Source organism: Mucilaginibacter sp. 21P, assembly GCF_019331605.1.
Classification (GTDB): Bacteria; Bacteroidota; Bacteroidia; order Sphingobacteriales; family Sphingobacteriaceae; genus Mucilaginibacter; species Mucilaginibacter achroorhodeus.
Genome location: NZ_CP063061.1, coordinates 4,331,976 through 4,354,520, shown reverse-complemented (window position 1 = coordinate 4,354,520; position 22,545 = coordinate 4,331,976). Strand labels below are relative to the sequence as shown.

The following is a 22,545-nucleotide window of genomic DNA, read 5'->3' as shown; positions in this document are numbered from 1 at the left end:
GGAAAGTATCGATCAACTGCATCCTGTAAGTAATAAATCTGAATATCATGACTAAGAAGTTATTACTTATCACTTGCCTTTTAATCGTTTTAAAAGGCATCGCATCAGCAGACGATTCGCAAAAAATTATTTCTCAAGTACAAAAAGTAACACTGTTTCTAAACGGGGCACAGGTAACTCGTACAGCACTGACTACCATCCCGGCAGGTACATCAACGCTTGTTTTTGAAAATATATCACCAAACATCGATGTACAAAGCATACAGGTTAAAGGTGCTGGTAATTTTACCATATTGGCGGTTAAGCATGAGATGAATTACCTGAACCTGCAGAACAAGCAAAAGCAGATAGAAGGATTACAGGCAGACCAGAAAAAACTGCATGATAAGATGACCCTGCTTAACGCATCACTTAACATTAACCAGGAAGAATATAATATGCTGGTGAAAAACCAAACCATCACCGGCCAAAACGCAAACCTGGATGTTTTGAAACTCAAACAAGCACTGGATTTCCAAACAGCAAGGCTTACCGAAAATAAAAAGAAGGAGCAGGCCATTAACGATCAGATATCGGAACTAAACAAACAACTACAACGCTACGATAAGCAAATTGCAGATATATTAAAGAGCAAAGGTAATAGCGACGCCACCAGCGATATTTTGGTTACAGTAAGTGCCAAGGCGCCTGTACAATCGGCTTTTAAGTTAACTTACCTCGTAAATAATGCAAGCTGGTATCCAACTTATGACATCAGAGCTAAAGATGTAAATAGCCCTATTTCTATTTCATATAAAGCGAACGTTACCCAGCAAAGCGGCGAAGATTGGAAAAATATAAAGCTTACACTATCAACCGGCAACCCAACTATCAGCGGCAGCAAACCCGAGCTTAAACCTTATTTTCTTAATTACAATATGTACTATGCCGGGCAGCAGTCCTCTGTCACAAGGGTGCAAGGTAAGGTGGCAGATAACCAAAGTGTTTTGCCTGGGGTTTCCGTGAAAGTGAAAGGTACATCAATAGGCACGGTTACAGATGCCGGCGGTAATTATTCGCTACAGATTCCAAATGGCGGCGCAATCCTGCAATATAGTTTTTTAGGTTACGAACAACAGGAGAGGCCCGTAACATCCACAGTAATGAACATATCTCTGCAACCATCTGCAAATCAATTAAACGAAGTGGTAGTTGCGGCATATAGTTCAGAGAGAATAGAGAAATCTCTGCAAGGAAAAGCAGCGGGAATGACGATTCAGATTAAAGGCAACAGTAGCGCAGCTTCAAACCCTGTTGAGGTTCAACAAACTGAAAATCAAACCAATGTAGAATTTAATATTGCTAACCCATACAGCATCCCAAGTGATGGCAAACAGTATTCGGTTGCTATCAACGATATAGATACAAAAGCAAGTTACCAATATTACAGCGCCCCCAAATTAAGTACCGATGTTTTCCTTACAGCACAATTAACAGATTGGAATAAATACAATTTCTTATCCGGTGAGGCTAACTTGTTCTTTGAAGGAACATTCATCGGTAAATCCCTGATTGATGTCAATGCCACTAACGATACCCTTAATTTATCATTAGGCGTTGATAAAAATATTATAGTAACCCGTACCTTGCAAAAAGACCTAACAGAAAAGCAGGCGTTGAGCTCAAACAGGAAGGAAACACGTGATTGGTTGATAAGTATTAAGAACCGAAAGAGCCAACCAGTTGATCTGCTGATCGAAGACCAAATACCGGTCTCACAAAATTCCGGTATCGAAGTAGATCAGCAGGAAGTAAGCGGCGGCAAACTGGATAAAGAAACGGGCAAGCTGTCCTACGCAATCAATTTAAACTCGCAGGACGAAAAAAAGCTGCGCATAAAATACCAGGTTAAATACCCTAAAAACTCGGGAGTAATTGTACAATAGTTAATGAAAGATCTTTTACCAAACATCACTACACAACTGGATAACGTTCTGCAAAGCCTGCACTACTTTGTGCCCGAGCTTTACCTTACCGCGTTATTTGTTGTGGTGCTGGTAACAGATCTTTTATTCGGAAAGCGCTCTGCTAAAATGTGCCGCCTGGTAGCTACCGGTGGTATGTTACTGGTGATATTACAGGTACTAAGTCAGCAGGCAACGTTGCCTGCTGATACTACCGTTCGCCTTTTTAATGGTATGCTAATGTTGCACCATCCGGCTATCAGTTTTAAGCTGATCACAGACGTCCTGGCATTTATACTGCTGATGTTTTTTACTTGGGACAACAAGTTAAAGCAACACACTAAAGGCCTTTCCGATCTTTATTCCATAGTAACCGGGTCGTTGCTGGGCTTGCATGTAATGATCATGGCCGTTAACTTGCTGAGCATTTATCTGGCCATAGAGATGGTGTCTATCGCATCGTACCTATTAGCTGCTTACCGCAGTGGCAATGCCAAAAGCACCGAGGCTGGTTTAAAGTACGTGTTGTTTGGTGCAGCAGCATCGGCGGTGATGTTGTATGGTATTTCATTGCTCTATTCGTTCACCGGTACGCTTGATATTTTTTCTTCGCAAATGCAGCAGGGGCTCTTGCATGTAAGTGGTATAAGTTCTGCATTTGCTACCGGTTTAATTTTGTTGGGCATAGCATTCAAGATATCGGCGGTGCCGGTGCACTTTTATGTGCCCGATGTTTATGAGGGGGCGGCAACGCCTGTTACAGCCTATTTATCCACGCTGCCTAAAATTGCAGGTTTTGCTTTGCTGGTTAACTTTATTACGCCGCTAATAGTACTCAACACAACCAGTAATTGGGCGGCTGTTAATGTAAGAATTGTTCTTTCTGCCGCAGGCATCATCACCATGATAGCGGGCAATTTTGCAGCGCTTTGGCAAAATAGTGTGAAAAGGATGCTGGCCTACTCTGGTATAGGGCACACCGGGTTTGCGTTAATGGCAGTGGTGACTTTTAGTGCTACCGGCTTATCCGCATTAACCTATTACCTTTTTGTATACGGCCTGGCAAACATTGCTGCATTAATGATGGCAAATTACTTTGAAAACAACGAGGATATCACCAACATCAGCGATTATAAAGGACTTGGGTTTAAATACCCGGTTATATCAGTTGGCTTTGTTGTGGTAATGATCTCGTTAACCGGTATCCCTATAAGTGCTGGCTTTACAGGTAAGGTTTTGGTGTTTTCTGCAGTGTATGACGTTTATCAGCAAACCCACAACACTTGGTTAATGGCCTTAATGGCGACCGGTGCGGTCACCACGGTGGTAGGTTTATTCTACTATATCAAAATTCCTTTGAACCTTTTCCTGAAACGGGTTGAGATTGTTCCTAACGAAATTGTGAAATCGACTAATTTAGTAGTTTTTTCTTCTATAATTGCATTATTGCTAATTATATTTGGTATTCTTCCGCATTTATTAACCAAACTGCTTTAAAATTTCAATATTTTAAATTTTTTTGTGTTTAGATTGATAAAATATATAAATTGAGGCCGTTTTAACCAAACGAAACCAATTTAAACATGAAACGCTACTTTCCTTTTGGTGTACTCCTCGTTATTTTAGCTTTAACGTTTATTTTCCCGTCTGTTGAATTCGATAAAACAGCAAATCCAAACTTCAATACCGGCGATATTGCCTGGATGTTAATGTCAACCGCACTGGTTTTGATCATGACACCCGGTTTAGCGTTTTTTTATGGTGGTATGGTTAACAAAAAGAACGTAATATCAACCATGCTGCAAAGTATTGTGTGTATGGTTATCATTACTGTAATGTGGGGAATCTTTGGTTTTAGTTTGGCCTTCGGCGATAGTATTGGAGGTGTTATTGGTAATCCAACCACTTATTTTATGATGAAGGGTATGCTGGGGAACGCCAGCTGGAAGTTAGCACCAACCATCCCGCTGTTGTTGTTTGCCATGTACCAGCTTAAGTTTGCCATTATAACCCCGGCACTAATTACCGGTGCGTTTGCAGAACGGATCCGTTTCAATTCTTACATTATCTTCCTTATACTGTTCTCTATCTTCATATTCTCACCATTGGCCCATGCCACATGGCACCCGGATGGTATTTTAGCTAAATTAGGTGTGCTGGATTTTGCAGGTGGTACTGTCGTACACATGTCGGCAGGTTGGGCAGCATTGGCGTCGGCTTTGTTCCTTAAGCGTCGTAATGAGGCAAACCACTCGCCCGCGCGTATCACCTATGTAATGATAGGTACCGGTTTATTATGGTTCGGCTGGTTTGGTTTTAACGCAGGCTCGGCCTTTGGCGCCAACCACTTGGCGGTAACTGCACTGGCTACGAGCACAACAGCATCTGCAGCAGCAGGCGTTACCTGGATATTTTTTGATATGCTGCGTGGGCGTAAGCCATCTGCCATGGGTACCTGTATTGGCGCTGTTGTAGGTTTGGTAGCTATTACACCGGCGGCAGGTTTTGTAAGCGTACCACATTCATTAGCCATCGGCATTATATCGGCAGTGGTAAGTAACCTGGTAGTTGAATGGCGTACACGTACCTCTATAGATGATACCCTCGACGTTTTCCCTTGCCACGGTGTTGGTGGTATGGTTGGTATGATGCTTACCGGCGTATTTGCCAGTCAGAATGTAAATCCAAATAATACAACCGGCGATGGTTTATTTTTCGGTCACACGCATTTGTTCCTGATCCAGTTGGTGGCACTTATAGCAACCTCAGTATTCGCCTTTGTAGGTTCGGTAGTGTTGCTTAAGATCACCAACATGATATCACCATTGCGCGTTTCAAAAGAAGAAGAGGAGCTTGGCCTGGATATCAGCCAGCACGGAGAAAAATTGTAAGGATTTGGGCAACGCGATGTATCGCACTTGACAAAATATCTGAAAAGAAACGCGATACTTCGCGTTTCTTTTTTTTACCCGATATTCTCAAATGCAGCATCAATACCTTGGGCCACTTTCTTATATTTGGTTAAACCCAACCCGCAATGAGAAAGCTGCTTTTCCTGATCTTTTTGTCTTGTATCGTTTGTCAAACCTATGCGCAGGAACTACCTGCCGATAGCGGCGTATTTTTGCTTCACAAGTTTCAGCAAAACATAGGCAAGGAAACCTACAAGGTTTACAATTACAGAGATCAGAAAAAGTATGTGGTTGATTTTAAATTTGTTGACAGGGGCTCGCCCGTTCCCTTAAAGGCCACCATTAAAGTAAATCCTGTTGGAGATCCTATCGAACTCAGAATCAAAGGTAATACTTCGAGATTTTCAACAGTTAATGACTCGATCGCCATAAAAGGTAACTCGGCTATTGTGCAGGTAAATGGATCATCACAAACTAAAACTATTGCGCCTAATACTTTCCCTATTGCAGGTTATTCACCGGCTACCGTGCAGCAATTGTTGTTGCAATATTGGAATAAGCAAAGGCAGCCGGCTAATATCACAACACTGCCTTTTGGTGCTTTGCAGATTAGAAAGGATGGGACAGATAACCTGTCTTTTAACAGCAAACAGTTAACCTTTAACCGGTATCTCATAAGCGGATTGATTTGGGGAAATGAATTAGTCTGGACGGATGCCAATGGCAAACTGATCTGCATTCTCACCATTGATGCTGAAGGCGACAAAACCGAAATGATGCGCCAGGAATATGAAAGCCTGCTGCCTGAGTTTATCAATCGCGCAGCCGGTTATGGCATGGCAGCTTTTGCAAAAGCTGCATCGCCACAAAAAGCGATTTCAGGTATTATTGCTATAAAAGGTGGAAACATCATTGATGTAGAAAATGGTAGATCTGTACCCAGTGATATTTTGCTCCTCAGAAACGGTGTGATCGCCAGTATGGGAAAGGGCACCGCTATCCCTAAAGGTGCCACCGTCATAGATGCTACAGGAAAAACCATTATGCCGGGCTTGTGGGATATGCACGCCCATTTTGAACAGACCGAATGGGGCCCTGCTTACCTCGCAGCAGGGGTAACAACCGTACGAGATTGCGGAAACGAACTGGGTTTTATTGATGCTATTAGAAATGCGATTGATGCCGGCAAAGGCATTGGTCCTAAGATACTGATGGCCGGTATCATTGATGGCAAAGGCCCTATGTCGTTAGGGATTATCCAAGCTGATACAAAAGAAGAAGCCGTAAAAGCCGTTGACACTTATAAGGCAAAAGGATTTGATCAGATAAAAATTTACAGCTCGATAAAACCGGCTATTTTAAAGGTGATATGCGACGAGGCACATAAGCAGGGCTTCACCGTAACCGGCCACATTCCTAACGGGATGACGCTTAAAGGTGGGGTAGATTCCGGTATGAATATGGTAAACCATATCCAGTACGTTTACAGCCTGATGAAACGAAATAAGGATCGTTCGATCAACTTTGATGATTCTGTTAGTAAGGGCAACATTAAATTCATTAAAGACCACAAAACCGTAATTGACCCAACTATTGGTGTTTATGACCTTGCCCTGCGCGATGTTAAAGGTGACATTACAAAAATGGAACCCGCGTTTTATACGCTGCCTTTGCCACTGCAAACGCAATTTGCCAATACTGGAGAAGATTCTGCCACGCATGCCATGCTAATGCCTATGTTAAATAGTATGAAAGTGCTGGTGAAAAAGTTATATGATGACGGTGTACCCGTTGTGGCTGGTACGGATATGGGTTTCCCGGGATTTAGTGTGGCCCGTGAGTTAGAGCTATATGTAGAAGGAGGACTGACGCCTGCACAAGCATTGAAAACAGCTACGCTAATACCGGCCCAAGTGATGGGCCTTGAACAAAAGACAGGCTCCATCAGCACGGGCAAAAACGCCGACATCCTTATTATTGATGGAAACCCGCTTAATAATATCAGCGCAGTTAGAAACGTAAAAGTGGTGATTAAAGGTGGCAAGGTTTACAACCCTTACGTATTACATAAGATGGTAGGATTTAGTAAATAATATAACCGGCAATCATAAGTTGGAAGGCGAGCTTAAGAAATAAAGGTTCGAGGGGCTATCAATGACTCCGGTATTGTCAGCCTGAGCTGGTTGAAAACCTGAATCGATCAGCGGGTTGTAATTATATTACTGATACAAATCAGCCTTAAACCGTTTGCCTAAAAAGCCGGTTGCTTTTTCAAGTTCGATTTCAGCAACAATTACAACTTCTTGACCGTACGGCTGGTAGGCAAGGCATTCACCATCAGGAGCAATAATGGCGGAGGTTGATTCCTGGTATTTCATGGCGTAACCAACGCTGGCAAAATAGATGGTGTTCTCCAGCGCACGCATCATCATAGCTTTCTCGTAATACAGACTGCCCGGGCTGCACCATTCTGTTATTTGTTTGCCTTTTACGTCGCTGCCGCTTAGGTGGGGGTGAAACACCACATGCGCCCCCTCGCGCGCTGCCCAACGCACTGATTCCGGGTAACGGAAACCTTCGTGGCAGATGGTGATACCGAATTTCAGTCCTCCCACCTCAAATAGATGGCGCTGGGTACCGGGCTGCCATTGCTGGTCCTCAGATGGGTCTAACTGGTTCTTGGTTTGGTAACCTAATACTTCGCCCTCGGCTGATATTACCTGGGCCACGTTATAAAACTGATCACCCTCGTACCAATCCATTGGAATAATAATGGCAATGTTATTGGCTTTTGCTATCGCGCAAACCTTACTAAGCGCTTCGCTAAGTTCCGCTTTCGATGGTTTTGGTACGTCAGCTTCTATCAACGGATAGCCGGGGATAAACGTTTCCGGGAAGCAAACGATAACAGCGCCCTGCTTAGCAGCTTCGGCAGCAAGTTGCTGTACTTTATCTAATCCGTCGGCAATTGATTTGGGGAAGTGAGGCGTGGCAAGGGCAATTTTCATGCATGTAAATTTAACAAAAACCTGCACAAGTGTTCACGTTCACGCCATGAACACTTGTGAACACCGTGAACACTGATCCGTCCAAAACATAATGCCGAATTTATTTCGCGCATACTCCTTTTTAGGTATTTGCCATTAATTAACGTTAGTATGCTCATTGCCGCAAGGTCTACTTCTTTTCTTGAAAAGTAACTGCAACAACTTAGACGATGTGGGAGATTAAAAAGCGATTAAAATGTAGCTTTGATTTTGTCTATAAGTTCTTGTGAACAATTATTAATGCTTAATCTATTAGTCTGTAAATCGAAATTGATTGCCCCTCCCTCGCGTTTAACGTCATTAATCAACGAGCCAAGACGGTTTTCAATTTGTTTCACGATGGCTCTTTGCGCCATGGCTTCTACACCTCCTTTGATGTTGCCGGTATAATCCTTGCCGTCAACAGTAAATTTAAGTCCTTTAAACATAATTTTGTAGTTAATATAACACTTGACAATACAAATAATTATTTCTTACCTTTGAGCTAAGAAAAGAGCCCCAGTCTGGAATCGAACCAGAATCGCGAGCTTAGTAGGAACGTGTTCTATCCGTTGAACTACTGGGGCTATATCTTAAAATTGATATTTCTTAAATCCTCTTGTAATGTTTGGCGACTGAGCAAGAGGATTTTTTTTATTTAATTGAGCAAAAGCCCGAACCTTGTTTTACCGTTTTCATCTTTGTTAATTTCTGATTTATAATAATCCACTTTATCCCTTGCTCCATTATTTAACTCCTTTGAAATGCTTTGCGTTAATGTGTTGATGTTTTTTGATTTTTCAGACGGGAACATTACCAAATAATGTTTTAAAGCTTCACCCGTAGACATTTCCTTATCGACCTCTTCAAATACTCGTTTTAATTTCTTTTTCAACGTATTATATCTAAAATCATAACCTAATTCTTTAAATTTTGGAATTTTAACTGATGAAAAAGAAGAAGGACGAGAGAGAGTCGGCATAGTTACATTTTTATTAGCTGAAAATGACTCTATTCTTTCCTTAACAATAGATTTTCTTTTCTCAAGCTCATTTAATTGAGCATCTATTTCCACTAAATCTTTCAGATACTTGGACAGTAGTATTTCTACTTCTTCGTTGTTTAATTGTAGTGTTATTGACATGCGACTGATTTGTAAATCAAAGATATTTTATTACAAGTAAATATCCAAATATTTTGGCTTATAAATCACAAGTATTTAAATGTACTTGTATAATTATGCGCATATTGCTTTACAAGTATTTTCCTTTACTTTTAAAGAAACTTTCAAATACTAACAATAGCCATGCGCTTTCAATATGCTAACGTTTATTTTTTTCACATCCTAACATGTTTTAAGTTGTATATAGTTACCTCTTGAAACAAAAGAAGCAAAAATTCAAGTCAGCAAAGAGGCTTCTTTGCCGCACAAGGCCTTTGCTGTGCAAATCAGGCAGAACCACGGGCTGGAAAAGCAACTGCCTTCTAAGCGGTAGGTCTCTGAAATAAATCTTCATGGGTCTTCCGCTGGCGCACGCGTGCCGCCTGTGTACTTGATTTAGTTATGGTGTCAATTCTAAAATTCTATAAATCCTGATTCAGACAATCTTGCGTTAGTGATAGCAGCGTATACCGGCCCTGAGCCTAATGCCTGCAGGCGTATGAGCGGATAGCGCGGGCCGCAGGCAACGCCATGTATCTTAACTGTTGGGTCGAAAGTTCGAATCTGTCCGGGGTCACCATCCAAATTATCAAGATCATAAAAAAGTACCATTTAATGACATGCGTTTAAACGCAATTTAAATTAAAGTAGTAAATTTGCGTGCTCATCCCCAATCATGAGCGATCAGATTAAACATGAATGCGGTGTGGCATTTATCCGCTTACTAAAGCCACTCTCTTACTATCAGAAAAAGTACGGCACTGCGCTGTACGGATTAAACAAGCTTTACCTCTTAATGGAAAAACAGCACAACCGCGGGCAAGACGGTGCGGGCGTTGCTACCATTAAACTGGATATAGAGCCTGGTAAACGCTATATAAGCCGACACCGATCGATGGCATCAAACGCTGTGGCCGACATCTTTGAATACATACAGAAGAAGTTTGCCGATATACAGAAGGAGATGCCTGAAAAAATGGCTGATACCGAATGGCTCAAAGAGCACGTAAGCTTTACCGGCGAAGTGTTATTGGGCCATTTGCGTTATGGTACACACGGTAAAAACAGTATTGAGAGCTGCCACCCTTTTCTGCGCCAGAACAACTGGATGACCCGTAACCTGGTTATTGCCGGTAACTTTAACATGACTAATGTTGATGAGCTGTTGCAACAACTTTACGAGCTTGGCCAGCACCCCAAGGAGAAGGCTGATACCGTTACCGTTCTGGAAAAGATAGGCCATTTTTTGGACACAGAGAACCAAGGCTTGTTCGATCAGTACAAACGCGAGGGCATGAATGATAACCGCGAGATCAGTAAAATGATAGCGAATGATCTTGACGTGGCCAAAATATTAACAAAGTCTGCCAAAAACTGGGATGGTGGTTATACCATTGTGGGTATCATGGGCCATGGGGATGCATTTGTAATGCGCGACCCGGCAGGTATCCGCCCGGCATATTATTTCCAGAATGATGAGATCGTAGTTGCGGCTTCAGAACGCCCTGCTTTACAAACTGCTTTCAATATCCCGGTTGAGGCCATTAAGGAAATTAAACCCGGCCATGCGCTGATCGTTAAAAAGAACGGTGTAGTAACCGAAGACCAGTTTAGCGAACCTAAAGAGAAAAAATCATGTTCGTTTGAGCGTATCTATTTCTCGCGCGGCAGCGATAGCTCAATTTACCGCGAGCGTAAGCAACTGGGCCGTTTGCTATGTCCGCAGATATTGGATGTAGTGAATAATGATGTAAAAAATACGGTATTCTCATATATCCCTAACACTGCCGAAGTAGCGTTCTACGGGATGGTTGAAGGCATACACAAATACATAAAAAAATATCAGCGCGACAGGCTCCTGAATAGGGACGATAAAATTAGCGAGGAAGAGTTAACAGAGGTTTTGGCACTTGCACCACGTGTAGAAAAGATAGCCATTAAGGATGTTAAGCTTCGCACCTTTATTACCCAGGATGCCGACCGCAGCGAAATGGTTGCACACGTTTATGATACCACCTACGGTTTGATAAAACGCGATGCCGATACGCTGGTTGTACTTGACGATTCTATTGTACGGGGTACTACTTTAAAGCAAAGTATCCTGAAAATATTAGACCGCCTTGGCCCTAAAAAGGTAGTGGTGGTTTCATCTGCACCACAGATCCGTTACCCGGATTGTTATGGTATAGATATGTCGCGCATGGGCGAGTTCGTTGCCTTTGAAGCTGCTGTCAGCCTGTTAAAAGAACAGGGCAAGGAAGATGTTATCATTGATGTTTACAACAAGTGTAAAGCAAGCGGTGACCTGCCTAAAGAAGACGTAGAAAATTACGTGAAGGCAATTTATGCACCCTTTACCGATCAGGAAATATCAGACCGCATTGCAAGGATCATTACCCCGGCGAATATAAAAGCCGAAGTGCATGTGCTTTACCAAACTTTAGATAACCTGCACAAAGCCTGCCCTGATCACCTGGGTGACTGGTACTTTAGCGGCGATTACCCAACTCCTGGTGGTAACAAGGTAGTTAACCGTGCCTTTGTTAACTGGATGGAAGGTAACAACCAGAGAGCTTACATGTAATGCCTCCTATCCCCCTAAAGGGGAATAAATATACGATCCCTCTTCGCGTTTGCGGAGAGGGATTTTTTGTTTCCGTTGGTCATGGTGAACGTGTCGAACCACTCATCGCTCTGACAGGTCTTCGACAAGCTCAGACTGACGCTACTTGTTTCATGGTGAGCTTGTCGAACCGCTCGTCACGTTGATAGGTCTTCGACAAGCTCCTTTAGATTTGCATAATTATTTTAGTAGGATAAAAGATCGCGAGGAGGCAGGGTGAACTATGACTTAGGCTCTGAGCTAATGGCTCATAATCTGAAGAAGACCCTGCCCCTTTTCATCAACAAGAAACTCAAATAGAAATTCGGGCTGGAGACCCATTATCAAGGAGTTGAGTATGTTGATGATCCCGATCAATAAAACTTCAAGACAAAATTATGCAAAAGCAAACAATTGTTGGTATCGATGTGAGCAGCGCGACATTGGATATCTGTGTAAGTAACGAACAGGGGCAATTATCATTTGTTATCAAGAATGAGGTAAAGAGCATCAAAAAGTTCTTCAGTTCTTACAAAGAACAACTGATCATCGGTATGGAGAATACAGGTCGCTACAATTGGAACTTATATGAAGCATTCAAAGAAACGGGGCATCGCATCTTTGTTGTACCACCATTGCATCTAAAAAAGAGCCTGGGTCTTGTCAGAGGAAAGAACGACAAGATAGATGCAGTAAGAATAGCAGCCTTTATTAAGAAAAGCCATGCAGAGCTTCCGCAATGGAAACCATCCTCTCAAACCATTCAGAAACTAAAGATCCTGCTTACCGAGCGTAACAGCCGGATCAAAACCAAAGTTCAGCTACTTAAACAACAGCATGACTACGCCAAGATGAAACACCTGGGCATATACAAATATCTGTTGAAAATGAACCAAGAACAACTTGCCCTGATTGGCAAGCAGATCAAAAAGATAGAGACAGATATCGAAATGGTCATTCGTGCTGATGAAAAAATGGACACGCAGGTGAACCTGATCCGTTCTGTACCGGGAGTTGGCAAAGTATTGTCCTGGATGATGCTTGCCAAAACAGAAGGCTTTGAACTGATCACAGAGGCAAGAAAGATGGCTTGTTATAGTGGCGTCGTCCCCTTTGCTAATAGTTCCGGTACTTCGATAAGGGGACGGCACCAGGTATCAACGTATGCTGATAAAGCGATCAAATCTGTACTGCATCTGGCTGCCATGAGTGCTATCCGACTTAAAAATGACCTGCAGCATTACTACCAACGTAAAGTAGCTGAAGGCAAGAACCGAATGAGCGCATTGAACGCTGTCAGGAACAAGATCGTTCACAGAATATTTGCCGTCATTAAAAAACAGCAACCCTATCAAATCAGTTTGCTTTTGTCATAGAAATCAGACTGACTCTACATTATCACAAAATCATAAAATAAACGCCAACCAACACGCCGCATTCACCATTGCTTAACTATTTTTGCTGGCTGATGACTAAGGTTGCCGATATCGCTTCGTTTAAACAGAAAGCCCTGCAATGGGCTGCGGGTTTTGATACCTGCTGCTATATGGATAGCCACCAGTTTAGTGATGCGTATGGCAAATTTGATACTTTGATCGCTGTCGGGGCTAAAGCGCACCTGAAAGCGAGTGCTGGTGATTCCTTTGCGCAGTTGGAAGCTTTTAAAGCCGCTAATCCCGGCTGGCTGATGGGCTTTTTTGGCTATGACCTTAAAAATGAAATAGAAGCGCTCAACTCAAATAATCCGGATCATCTGAACTTTCCTGACCTGTTTTTTTTCGTTCCGGAGATAATCATCTTAATTAAGGGTGACGAGGTTACGGTTGAAGGCGGAGATGTGGCTGAGCTGTTTGTGTCCGGAACGAGATTCGAACTCGTACATGCCAAACATCAGCAATCCATTAATTTCAAACCACGCTTTTCCAAAAACGAATATATAGAATCGGTAGAGCAGATAAAGCAGCATATTGCGCGCGGTGATATTTACGTAACTAATTTTTGCCAGGAGTTTTACTCCCAAGAAGCTGTAATTGATCCCCTGGCTGTTTATGATAAATTGAAAGCAGTTTCGCCAACGCCATTTTCAACCTTTTTTAAATGGGGCGATAATTATGTGATGTGTGCGTCGCCGGAGCGGTTTTTAGCCAAACGCGGCAACAAACTGATATCACAACCCATCAAGGGTACCGCCCGGCGTGATGAGGATGCGCTGGTTGACCAAAGCCTGATAGAAGAACTCCGCAATCACCCCAAAGAGTTACAGGAAAATGTAATGATTGTCGATCTGGTCCGTAACGATCTTACTCGTTCGGCTAAAGAAGGAACCGTAAAGACCGAAGAGCTTTATGGGATACAAAGCTTTGCACAGGTACATCAAATGGTATCAACCGTAATATGCGAAAAGCGGGACGATGTAAGCGATATCCAGGCTATTAAAAACACCTTTCCTATGGGGAGCATGACCGGCGCACCTAAAGTGAGCGCCATGCAATTGATGGAACGTTATGAACGCAGCAAGCGCGGCGTTTATTCCGGCGCCATTGGTTATTTTAGTCCCGACGGGAATTTTGATTTTAACGTAGTGATACGCACGTTGCTATATAACGCTGCCGGGCAATACTTATCTTTCCATGTAGGCAGTGCAATAACTTACCACGCCGATGCTGAAAAGGAATACGATGAATGCATGTTAAAAGCAAAAGCAATATTTGAGGTGCTGGGGAATGCTTAGATTAATCGCGTTATGGCGAGCCCGTCGAACCACTCGTGATTTTGATAGGTCTTCGACAAACTCTGACCCACATTTCATGTTACCATCCATCTGGCAACACTGGCGCAAAAAACAACTTGTCTGCTACTTTTACAGCAACCTCTGAGCCGTTGGCCCAAAAAGCGGAGAAAGCCTTAACGTTTAGATATGGCACAAATGCTTCGCCGTATAATTCTTTGATATTAGCTTCAAAAACATAATCGTGCACTTCTGCTACCTGCCACCGGATGTGTTCAACCTGGTATTGCATGGTTTTGGTGTAGCTTAACTTATTGTAACCCCAATAGTGCTCAAAAATAAATTCTTCCGCACTGCCGGGTAATATGGGCTTTAAGCTGTTGCGCACTGTAGCACCTATTTTATTCCATTGCTCGTTTAGTTTCCACTCGTAAAGAAAGTTGGTGTGATCCGGCCCGGCCTTGGTAACCGAATGCCGCATAGGCAATGCGCGGTAATGTTCTTTGTAAAGATTGTTAGCGATAAGTACGATCATTTTTTTAGGAACAATTTCGCTCACGAAAACCGTCCCGCGTTTCCATTGCTTGCCATCGTAGTGCCGCACGTAAAAACGCAGGTTAACCTCCTCAAAGTTTACATGCCACGGCCATTTAATACCCAATACACGTGTTTCTTTAAACATGAAGCCTACCATGCTCACCAGGCATTTGCCTTCCCAAAGGTCTATCTCGGTGTAAGCAGGCAAGTAAGGTTTTAAAATGGCAGGATCAACCTCATAATTCAGCATAATTAGGTTTCGCCATTCAGCAGTAAGAAAACGTGAATCAGATGCCATATCAGTTATTAACCTGTTTAATGGATTAGTGTTTTAAAAGCCTCTCTCACTAAACCCTTGTCCGAAGGAGAGCGGTTGAGCGCGACTTTCTCATTAGTACAAATGAAGGTTGGGTTATCAAACGCAAAGGCCGCAAAGTTCATACTTCGCGGCCTTGTTATTTTATTTATTAAATATTATAAATTATGGTTTGTAATATTTCATAGCTTCCGGTATTAACCGTTGTATATTGGCAATACGGGTAGCATCAGAAGGGTGAGTGCTCAAGAACTCGGGTTGTGCGCCACCTTTGCTTTGGGCTGCCATACGTTGCCAAAAGGCTACAGCTTCATTAGGGTTGTAACCCGCCATAGCCATAAAGGTAAGGCCGAGGCGATCAGCTTCAGACTCTTGTGCGCGTGAGTATTTTAATAAAGCTAATTGTCCGCCAACACCATACAAGGTATTGATGGCTGTTTGTGTGGTTGATGATTGATTACCTGTTGCTGCACCAACTACTGCACCGCCGGTTTGTAAGGCTAATTGCTGCGATAAACGCTCAGCAGAATGGCGTGCTATGGCGTGGCCTATCTCGTGGCCCATAACTACAGCTAAACCTGCATCGGTGCGGGTTACAGGTAATATGCCGCTGTAAACGGCCACTTTACCGCCGGGCATACACCAGGCATTAACTTCGGGGCTTTGTATCAGGTTAAATTCCCAGGCAAACTGGTATTTATCTGCATAACCGTTTTGCTGCAAATAGCGCTCAATGGCGTTGGCCAACCTGCCGCCTATAGCTTTTACTCTTTGGGCGTCAGAGCCGGAGCTAACTACTTTGGTTTTGGGATCAGACAATAATTGCCTGTAACTGGCTGCAGCGGCAGGGTTTACTTCGCTATCGCTTACCAGGCTTAATTGTGAACGGCCTGTTAACGGAACTGTTGAACAAGCATAAAGGCCTACAGCTGTGATGGCTGCGGCGAGTGTGAGTTTTAGATTTTTCATAGGGTGTCAGGCTGTTTTTTTCTTAAATAAGTTAACTTTTGACTCTTTACCCTTTAATAAGCGCTCAATATTCTTTTGATGTGTCACTAATACCAGTATAAATATGCACATACCGTATATTATGACTGATTTTACATACACCGGAAAAATAAATGTTACACCGATGGGATAGATAAAACCTGCCAATATAGATGATAACGACACATAGCGTGTTATTAGCAATGTTACAATAAATACGGATACGCAGAGTAAAGCGGCCGGCAGGTTAATAGCCAATATCATTCCAAAAAGTGTTGCGATACCTTTGCCGCCTCTAAAACCGGCAAACACCGGGAACAAATGACCCATTACTGCTGCTACGCCCAGTGCAAGCTGCAGATTGGTAAATGCAACGGAATGAAAAGCACCTGTTGTGCCAACGCCAACAATGTAGGCAAGGTTAGTGGCCGTCCAGCCTTTTAATATATCTAATAGCATTACGGGTATGCCGGCTTTTTTCCCCAGCACCCTAAAGGTGTTGGTAGCACCGGCGTTACCGCTGCCATATTCCCTTACGTCGATATTGTAAAAGGCCTGGCCTATCCAAACTGCTGTTGGTATAGAACCGAATAGATAAGCAAGAATAAGCGCCGAAATCGAGTAGATTGATAGCATCTGCCTACAATATTATTAATTTGCCCTTAATAACTGCAATATAGTTATTATAATGTTACTGATGTTTCTTAAAACCGCCCTTAAAAAGATTACTACAGCGAAATTTAAACAGCTTTAAGACTCAGATCTAAACTTTTTACAGAATGTGTTAACGCGCCAACCGATATGTAATCCACACCGCAATCTGCATAATCACGGATATTGTCAATAGTGATACCGCCTGATGCTTCTGTGATGTATCGCCCGTTGATCATACTGATGGCCTGGCGCAGGGTATCAAAATCAAAGTTATCCAGCATAATTCGGTTTACATTGCCGGTTTGCAGCACTTGTTCTAATTCGTCAAGGTTACGCACCTCAATCTCAATAACAAGCTTACGGCCGGTCTGCCGCAGGTACCTGTTGGCATTCTCAATAGCCTGGCGTATACCGCCGGAATAATCCACGTGGTTGTCTTTGATCAGTATCATATCGTACAAGCCAATGCGATGGTTTACACCGCCACCTATGCGCACAGCCCATTTCTCCAAATAACGCAAGCCAGGAGTAGTTTTGCGCGTATCCAGTACTTTGGCATTGGTGCCTTCCAAAAGCTTCACAATGTCGTGGGTACGCGTAGCAATACCGCTCATACGCTGCATGCAATTAAGCACCAGTCGCTCGGCTTTTAAAATGCTTTGGGCATCGCCCTCAACTTCTAACGCGACGTCTTTTGGTTTTACCTCGGCACCATCTCTTAAAAAAATATTCAGTTTAAGGTTAGGGTCCACCTCACGGAAAATTTCCTCGGCAAGCTCAACACCGGCCAGTATACCGGTATCCTTTACTAATAATTTAGCTTTACCCTGTGTACCTGCCTCAATGGTAGCGAGTGACGTATGGTCGCCATCGCCAACGTCTTCGCTTAAGGCATTTACAATAAATTTGTGTATAATTTCCTTGTCCAAACTTTTTACTTTTTAGCGTTTCAAAAGTAAAAACAATCAGCAATTAATTAGGTTTTTTCGGCTTCAATACGCATCTCAATGATTTCCATCACTTTAGCGTTCTCTTTAAGCGTGTAAGCTATGCGGTATTTGCCTTTATCGGTACTAAGTACAAGCACGGCATAGTTATAATTGGCGTTTGACACAAGTTTGTGCACCAGTTTAATAGTATGGGCCTTGTTGTCTTTAAAGAACTTATCCAGCATGATCTCCGCCTGCGCCTTTGAGTAAACACCCGCTTCGTTTGCGATGGTGACATCAACACTGCCAGCAAAATAAGTGGCTATTTCATGGGCGTTACCCTGTTTTATCAATTCGGCTATTTTTTCAATGGGGCCTGCCTTCACTGCTGCGGGCAGTAGGAACAAGAGGGTAAGTAATGGCAGGTTTCGTAATTTCATTTGATCTATTTAGACATTGAAAACACTAAAAGGTTGCACCGCCAATAAAAAAGGTGATGTTTAAGTTTAATGTTTAAACGTTGCTTTTATATTTGCATTGTGGAAGATAATAAAAAAGTTGTATTAATTATACTTGATGGCTGGGGTTACGGTCGTAACGATGCCTCAAACGCCATAGTAGCCGCAAACACGCCGTTCTTTGATCAGGCGCTTGTTAAATATCCAAACTCTAAGTTAGAAGCATCGGGCCTGGCAGTAGGTTTGCCGGAAGGGCAGATGGGTAACTCTGAAGTAGGCCACATGAACCTGGGTGCAGGCCGTGTTGTTTACCAGGAGCTTGGCCGTATCAACAAAGCGGTGCTGGACAACGAGTTTGTGCAGAACGAGACCATCCTTAACGCTTTCAAATATGCGCAGGAAAATCATAAAGACCTGCACTTTATAGGCCTGGTGAGTGATGGCGGTGTACATGCGCACATCAATCACTTAAAAGGTTTGACTGATGCTACCAAAGCGTTGAACCTGGAACGGGTGTTTATCCACGCCTTTTTGGATGGCCGTGATACCGACCCTAACTCCGGATTAAAGTTTATTACCGACCTGGAGCACCATATTGCCGATTCGCCTGCACGTTTGGCATCGGCAGTTGGAAGATATTATGCAATGGACCGCGATAATCGCTGGGAGCGAGTTAAACTGGCCTATGACCTGATGGTTAAAGGCGAGGGCGCACCAACTAATGATATTTTGGCTTCGATAGAAAAGTCGTACGCCGAAGGTGTTACTGACGAGTTTATCAAACCGATTGTAAAGGTTGATGAGGATGGCGAGCCTGTGGCTGTTATCAAAGACGGCGACGTGGTGATCTGCTTTAACTTCCGTACCGATAGGGGCAGGGAGATATCGCAGGCACTTACACAAAGGGAGTTCCCGGAGTATGATATGAAGCCGCTGGATATCCAATACGTTACCATGACCTCATACGATGAGACATTTAAAAACGTACAGGTGGTTTTCCGTAAGGATGACCTAAGCAAAACATTAGGTGAGGTATTAGAAAGTGCAGGCAAAAAGCAGATCCGCATTGCCGAAACAGAGAAATATCCGCACGTAACGTTCTTCTTCTCAGGAGGGCGTGAAAAGGAATTTGAGGGTGAGAAACGTTTATTAGTGCCATCTCCTAAAGTGGCAACTTATGATCTGCAGCCCGAGATGAGTGCAGAGGGTATACGTGATGCCATCATCCCCGAACTGGAGCAAGGCTGGCCTGATTTTGTATGCTTAAACTTCGCCAATACAGATATGGTGGGCCACACAGGTGTTTTTGAAGCCGTGGTAAAAGCTGCCGAAACAGCCGATGCCTGCGCACAGGCCGTGGTTGAAGCGGGTTTAAAAACCGGTTATTCGTTCATCATCATTGCCGACCATGGTAATGCCGATTATATGATAAACGAAGATGGTTCGCCTAACACGGCACATACCACCAACCTGGTACCATGTATAGTGATAGATAACGATGTAAAGCAGGTAAAAGATGGTAAATTAGGTGATATAGCCCCAACCGTACTTACGCTTTTAGGCGTACCTATCCCTGTAGAAATGACCGGTAATGTATTGGTATAAAGCCGTCAGAAAAACGATATTAAATACAAGCGTGCTGCTGCTTTTGGGCAGTGGCTACGCCTGTAACAAGCCGGAAATTAAAGAGACCGGTGCCGAGCTTAAATACTTTGATATTAAAGGCTATTTTAACCAGGAAGCCACCCGGCTTGTGAAACTTGACCCCGAAGTAACTAAGTCTGTTTCGCACAATGGCACAAGCGAAAGCAAAAAAGTGCACGTTAAAGCCTGGCAGCAGGAACTTAATCTTTTTGCAGAAAGCGATATCAATAAACCCGCATGGCGCAATAGCTATACGGTAAAAAACAATGCTGATAGCACGGTTTACACTGCTAACGACTCAGAATTAAAAACGCGCCAGATCGTAATCAAAAAGCAGGGAGATAAAATAACGGCAGTTACCATTGTTAACAATACGCACAATTTTCTTTACAACACTTCAGAGAGGCTCGTTTACCTGCCAGGCCAATATTATTCAATTGATAAAAAACAGCAGGTTAAAGTAATGGGCGCTAATGATTACCGGGTAAAAGGCAATTTTTAGTGATGGCCAACGGCGGTTGCCAATTTCTCTTTAGACAGCTCTATAAGCGTAGCGATATCTGCCCGGTTAGGGTTGTCATTTATCACTTTTTCCAGGTCCGCTATGGAGGCTTTTAAAGAATTAATGGCTCTCGGCTTGTCATAGCTGTGTGTATTTGGCTGCAGCTTAAATTCGGCATACTCGCGGTAAGCAATACCACGTGTTTGCAGGCATTTACCTTTTTCGGAGGGATCTATGGCAATAGCCTTGGTGAGGTCAAAGATGGCACCTAACAAATATTTTTCACGCTCGGCCGGAGACAGGTAGGTATCCTTACCCATGTAACCTTTGGCGCGCGCACGGTAGTAATAAGCCGATGCATCCGTAGGATTAATGAAAATTACCTTGTCGTACGATGTGATAGATTTGCGGTAGTTTTGGCTGTGATAATATGAGTAACCCAGCATCCAATAGGCATTGGCGTTGGTAGAATCTATCATACAGCCCTTTTCAAGCTGTTTTACAGCGGCTTTAAAGTTGCCATCCAAAAACGCCTGCTGCCCCATTTTAACATAGGCGTTTTGCGCCGATGACTCGATGGATGTAAATAGGATTAAAGAGATGACAGCAGTTAGCCTCATTTAGTTTACGCGTATAAGCCAATAACTAACAATAAAACATTTTAGTATGTGTGCTAATTAAATTTTGATCATTTATTTGTTCACACAATTTTCCTGAACTTAAAAGCATCTAAAAGCAAGTATAGTATTTTTAAAATAATCCAGTCAAGTGTTGTTTTAAATGTTATTTCTTAGTTAATTACGTTAATATATAAGCAAGCCTGCTGCAACCAATTGGCCGATTATGGATTTTTTAAAAGCAATAGTAGACAACTTTAAGGGTTTTTGGAACCTGAGCGGATTGCTGGACATTGTAAGCTCCGGTAATTACAGCAAATTTTTAACCTATGACGGGATGCTGTCGTTACTTGGTCCTATTATCCCATTTCTGCTTTTATTCGAGATCATTCGCGCTGCCTTTTACAAGCGTTTTAAGGTTATCAATTACAAGGTATCTTTCTGGACCTATGTGCTTAATGCCTTTGTAGGCCGCGTGATATCATTTGGGTTGGTTGGCCTCTGTATTAAATGGCTTTTGCCGCTAGCTCTTTTTAAAACTACGTTTACCTGGTACTGGTTTATTTACAGCTACATTATTTGGGAGTTTGCCCATTTCTGGTATCACTTTCTTGCACATAAGATCCGTTTGTTCTGGTGCCTGCATTCCACGCACCATGCGCCAGAGGATATGAACCTGGCCGTAAGTTATGCCCACTTTTTCCTGGAAGCGCCTTATGCCGATTTTATACGCACGTCTATTGCTATCTTATTGGGCGTAAATCCTGCGGTGTTATTCGTTATCATGTTTATAGATGGTTTTTGGGGAACGCTGATACACGTGGGCGAGAATATTGTTAAAGATGGCCGCTTAGGTTTCCTTAATAAAATCATTCTTACACCATCACATCACCGGGTACACCATGCCCGCAACGTGGTTTACATGGATACTAATTTTTGTAATCTGCTCAACATCTGGGACAGGGCTTTTGGCACTTATCACGAGGAGGATATCACGATCCCGATTGAATATGGCATAAGCAGGCCGATGATAAAGAACAGCTTTTTGGATGCGTATTTTGGCGAGATCATCGCCTTAGCAAAAGATGTTTACCGCGCTCCAGGCATCAAAAACAAGGTGATGTATGTGATTATGCCACCAGGGTGGAGCCATACCGGCGACCATAAAATGACCCATGTGGTTCGCAAGAAGTATTTCGAAGACCTCGCAAAACATAAAGCAGATCCAAAAGAAACCGCGCCTCAAAACAGCCCGATGATAAGCACCTAATGCTAAATCACTGACTTTTTTTCATTCCCAGCGATAAAACTGTAGGGCTGGTCATTATCGTATGTTTATGTAAGTGGCTGTAAGTAAGCGATGTAGAACGCATGGCTCATAACTGTTATTAAAAAAAGCATACTGGCACAGCTCTTGAAACCTTATATTTGCAAGTTAAGTTCACAGTATAATTAACGTTTGTATCTTGCACACTGGCCTTTAACTGCCATTATGACGTTAATTTATACTTATACACACGAAAGGTGA

Annotated in this window: 20 protein-coding genes and 1 tRNA gene; 10 read left to right on the top strand and 11 right to left on the bottom strand. The window is 42.9% G+C overall.

The annotated features are described in order from the left end of the window. Positions 1-47 precede the first annotated feature (47 nt). The 4 genes from INP83_RS19410 (at position 48) to INP83_RS19395 (ending at position 6,948) form a co-directional block, all read left to right on the top strand. Positions 48-1,925: a mucoidy inhibitor MuiA family protein gene (locus INP83_RS19410; RefSeq protein ID WP_219125572.1), complete on the top strand. Its 1,878-nt coding sequence runs from the start codon at positions 48-50 to the stop codon at positions 1,923-1,925. 3 nt (positions 1,926-1,928) lie between these two features. Continuing rightward, entirely contained in the window at positions 1,929-3,440 is a 1,512-nt protein-coding gene (locus INP83_RS19405) for an NADH-quinone oxidoreductase subunit N (RefSeq protein ID WP_219125571.1), read from the top strand. A gap of 86 nt (positions 3,441-3,526) precedes the next feature. Continuing rightward, complete coding sequence (locus INP83_RS19400) at positions 3,527-4,834, top strand: ammonium transporter (protein ID WP_219125570.1); 1,308 nt, start codon at positions 3,527-3,529, stop codon at positions 4,832-4,834. Between the two features lie 146 nt (positions 4,835-4,980). Next, entirely contained in the window at positions 4,981-6,948 is a 1,968-nt protein-coding gene (locus tag INP83_RS19395; RefSeq protein WP_219125569.1) for an amidohydrolase family protein, read from the top strand. A 126-nt stretch (positions 6,949-7,074) separates the two neighbouring features. On the opposite strand, the gene INP83_RS19390 is transcribed toward INP83_RS19395, so the two are convergent. The 5 genes from INP83_RS19390 to INP83_RS19370 all read right to left on the bottom strand — a co-directional run bounded on the left by INP83_RS19390 (position 7,075) and on the right by INP83_RS19370 (position 9,655). Next, a complete protein-coding gene (locus tag INP83_RS19390) occupies positions 7,075-7,863 on the bottom strand; it encodes a carbon-nitrogen hydrolase family protein (protein WP_219125568.1) in 789 nt (262 codons plus the stop codon). 230 nt (positions 7,864-8,093) lie between these two features. Next, positions 8,094-8,330 (bottom strand): hypothetical protein, encoded by a 237-nt coding sequence (locus INP83_RS19385; protein WP_219125567.1) that lies wholly within the window; start codon positions 8,328-8,330, stop codon positions 8,094-8,096. A 66-nt stretch (positions 8,331-8,396) separates the two neighbouring features. Next, positions 8,397-8,468, bottom strand: a tRNA-Ser gene (locus INP83_RS19380). 71 nt (positions 8,469-8,539) lie between these two features. Further along, a complete protein-coding gene (locus tag INP83_RS19375) occupies positions 8,540-9,025 on the bottom strand; it encodes a hypothetical protein (RefSeq protein ID WP_219125566.1) in 486 nt (161 codons plus the stop codon). A gap of 432 nt (positions 9,026-9,457) precedes the next feature. Continuing rightward, entirely contained in the window at positions 9,458-9,655 is a 198-nt protein-coding gene (locus INP83_RS19370; protein ID WP_219125565.1) for a hypothetical protein, read from the bottom strand. Between the two features lie 64 nt (positions 9,656-9,719). Between INP83_RS19370 and INP83_RS19365 the strand changes: the two genes are divergently transcribed. From INP83_RS19365 to INP83_RS19355, 3 genes are all read left to right on the top strand, one after another. After that, entirely contained in the window at positions 9,720-11,627 is a 1,908-nt protein-coding gene (locus INP83_RS19365) for an amidophosphoribosyltransferase (protein WP_219125564.1), read from the top strand. Between the two features lie 416 nt (positions 11,628-12,043). Next, the gene (locus tag INP83_RS19360; RefSeq protein WP_146273464.1) at positions 12,044-13,021 is read left to right on the top strand and encodes an IS110 family transposase; all 978 of its coding nucleotides are present in this window, start codon (positions 12,044-12,046) and stop codon (positions 13,019-13,021) included. A 92-nt stretch (positions 13,022-13,113) separates the two neighbouring features. Next, positions 13,114-14,376, top strand: a complete 1,263-nt coding sequence (locus tag INP83_RS19355) for an anthranilate synthase component I family protein (protein ID WP_219125563.1) — start codon at positions 13,114-13,116, stop codon at positions 14,374-14,376. A 79-nt stretch (positions 14,377-14,455) separates the two neighbouring features. Here the strand turns inward: INP83_RS19355 and INP83_RS19350 are convergent, their stop codons facing one another. The 5 genes from INP83_RS19350 to INP83_RS19330 form a co-directional block, all read right to left on the bottom strand. Then, complete coding sequence (locus INP83_RS19350) at positions 14,456-15,208, bottom strand: YqjF family protein (protein WP_219125562.1); 753 nt, start codon at positions 15,206-15,208, stop codon at positions 14,456-14,458. A 183-nt stretch (positions 15,209-15,391) separates the two neighbouring features. After that, complete coding sequence (locus tag INP83_RS19345) at positions 15,392-16,195, bottom strand: M48 family metallopeptidase (protein WP_146273408.1); 804 nt, start codon at positions 16,193-16,195, stop codon at positions 15,392-15,394. Positions 16,196-16,201: 6 nt separating this feature from the next. Next, positions 16,202-16,849: a glycerol-3-phosphate 1-O-acyltransferase PlsY gene (gene plsY / locus INP83_RS19340; RefSeq protein ID WP_146273407.1), complete on the bottom strand. Its 648-nt coding sequence runs from the start codon at positions 16,847-16,849 to the stop codon at positions 16,202-16,204. A 104-nt stretch (positions 16,850-16,953) separates the two neighbouring features. After that, positions 16,954-17,796 carry a carboxylating nicotinate-nucleotide diphosphorylase gene (nadC, locus tag INP83_RS19335; RefSeq protein ID WP_219125561.1) on the bottom strand — a complete coding sequence of 281 codons (843 nt, stop codon included), beginning with the start codon at positions 17,794-17,796 and terminating at the stop codon, positions 16,954-16,956. Positions 17,797-17,843: 47 nt separating this feature from the next. After that, on the bottom strand, positions 17,844-18,236 hold the full coding sequence (locus INP83_RS19330; RefSeq protein ID WP_219125560.1) for a DUF4783 domain-containing protein: 393 nt from the start codon (positions 18,234-18,236) through the stop codon (positions 17,844-17,846). 69 nt (positions 18,237-18,305) lie between these two features. Here INP83_RS19330 and gpmI point away from each other — a divergent pair, with 69 nt between their 5' ends. Then, positions 18,306-19,859, top strand: a complete 1,554-nt coding sequence (gpmI, locus tag INP83_RS19325) for a 2,3-bisphosphoglycerate-independent phosphoglycerate mutase (protein ID WP_219125559.1) — start codon at positions 18,306-18,308, stop codon at positions 19,857-19,859. Next, positions 19,846-20,400 carry a hypothetical protein gene (locus tag INP83_RS19320; RefSeq protein WP_219125558.1) on the top strand — a complete coding sequence of 185 codons (555 nt, stop codon included), beginning with the start codon at positions 19,846-19,848 and terminating at the stop codon, positions 20,398-20,400. Before gpmI ends, INP83_RS19320 begins: the two co-directional genes overlap by 14 nt. Here the strand turns inward: INP83_RS19320 and INP83_RS19315 are convergent. Then, complete coding sequence (locus INP83_RS19315; RefSeq protein WP_146273402.1) at positions 20,397-21,020, bottom strand: tetratricopeptide repeat protein; 624 nt, start codon at positions 21,018-21,020, stop codon at positions 20,397-20,399. The two genes, INP83_RS19320 and INP83_RS19315, sit on opposite strands and share 4 nt — an antisense overlap. Positions 21,021-21,243: 223 nt before the next feature. Here INP83_RS19315 and INP83_RS19310 point away from each other — a divergent pair, with 223 nt between their 5' ends. After that, the gene (locus tag INP83_RS19310) at positions 21,244-22,287 is read left to right on the top strand and encodes a sterol desaturase family protein (protein WP_219125557.1); all 1,044 of its coding nucleotides are present in this window, start codon (positions 21,244-21,246) and stop codon (positions 22,285-22,287) included. Positions 22,288-22,545 lie beyond the last annotated feature (258 nt).

What these genes read in the sequence shown, in the direction of transcription:
- INP83_RS19310 (WP_219125557.1), top strand. Translation starts at nt 21,244, where the DNA reads ATGGATTTTTTAAAAGCAATAGTAGACAACTTTAAGGGTTTTTGGAAC.
- INP83_RS19375 (WP_219125566.1), bottom strand. Translation starts at nt 9,025, where the DNA reads ATGTCAATAACACTACAATTAAACAACGAAGAAGTAGAAATACTACTG.
- INP83_RS19355 (WP_219125563.1), top strand. Translation starts at nt 13,114, where the DNA reads ATGACTAAGGTTGCCGATATCGCTTCGTTTAAACAGAAAGCCCTGCAA.
- INP83_RS19370 (WP_219125565.1), bottom strand. Translation starts at nt 9,655, where the DNA reads ATGGTACTTTTTTATGATCTTGATAATTTGGATGGTGACCCCGGACAG.
- INP83_RS19320 (WP_219125558.1), top strand. Translation starts at nt 19,846, where the DNA reads ATGTATTGGTATAAAGCCGTCAGAAAAACGATATTAAATACAAGCGTG.
- INP83_RS19365 (WP_219125564.1), top strand. Translation starts at nt 9,720, where the DNA reads ATGAGCGATCAGATTAAACATGAATGCGGTGTGGCATTTATCCGCTTA.
- gpmI (WP_219125559.1), top strand. Translation starts at nt 18,306, where the DNA reads ATGTTTAAACGTTGCTTTTATATTTGCATTGTGGAAGATAATAAAAAA.
- plsY (WP_146273407.1), bottom strand. Translation starts at nt 16,849, where the DNA reads ATGCTATCAATCTACTCGATTTCGGCGCTTATTCTTGCTTATCTATTC.
- INP83_RS19395 (WP_219125569.1), top strand. Translation starts at nt 4,981, where the DNA reads ATGAGAAAGCTGCTTTTCCTGATCTTTTTGTCTTGTATCGTTTGTCAA.
- INP83_RS19405 (WP_219125571.1), top strand. Translation starts at nt 1,929, where the DNA reads ATGAAAGATCTTTTACCAAACATCACTACACAACTGGATAACGTTCTG.
- INP83_RS19360 (WP_146273464.1), top strand. Translation starts at nt 12,044, where the DNA reads ATGCAAAAGCAAACAATTGTTGGTATCGATGTGAGCAGCGCGACATTG.
- INP83_RS19410 (WP_219125572.1), top strand. Translation starts at nt 48, where the DNA reads ATGACTAAGAAGTTATTACTTATCACTTGCCTTTTAATCGTTTTAAAA.
- INP83_RS19315 (WP_146273402.1), bottom strand. Translation starts at nt 21,020, where the DNA reads ATGAGGCTAACTGCTGTCATCTCTTTAATCCTATTTACATCCATCGAG.
- INP83_RS19330 (WP_219125560.1), bottom strand. Translation starts at nt 18,236, where the DNA reads ATGAAATTACGAAACCTGCCATTACTTACCCTCTTGTTCCTACTGCCC.
- INP83_RS19400 (WP_219125570.1), top strand. Translation starts at nt 3,527, where the DNA reads ATGAAACGCTACTTTCCTTTTGGTGTACTCCTCGTTATTTTAGCTTTA.
- INP83_RS19390 (WP_219125568.1), bottom strand. Translation starts at nt 7,863, where the DNA reads ATGAAAATTGCCCTTGCCACGCCTCACTTCCCCAAATCAATTGCCGAC.
- INP83_RS19385 (WP_219125567.1), bottom strand. Translation starts at nt 8,330, where the DNA reads ATGTTTAAAGGACTTAAATTTACTGTTGACGGCAAGGATTATACCGGC.
- INP83_RS19345 (WP_146273408.1), bottom strand. Translation starts at nt 16,195, where the DNA reads ATGAAAAATCTAAAACTCACACTCGCCGCAGCCATCACAGCTGTAGGC.
- INP83_RS19350 (WP_219125562.1), bottom strand. Translation starts at nt 15,208, where the DNA reads ATGGCATCTGATTCACGTTTTCTTACTGCTGAATGGCGAAACCTAATT.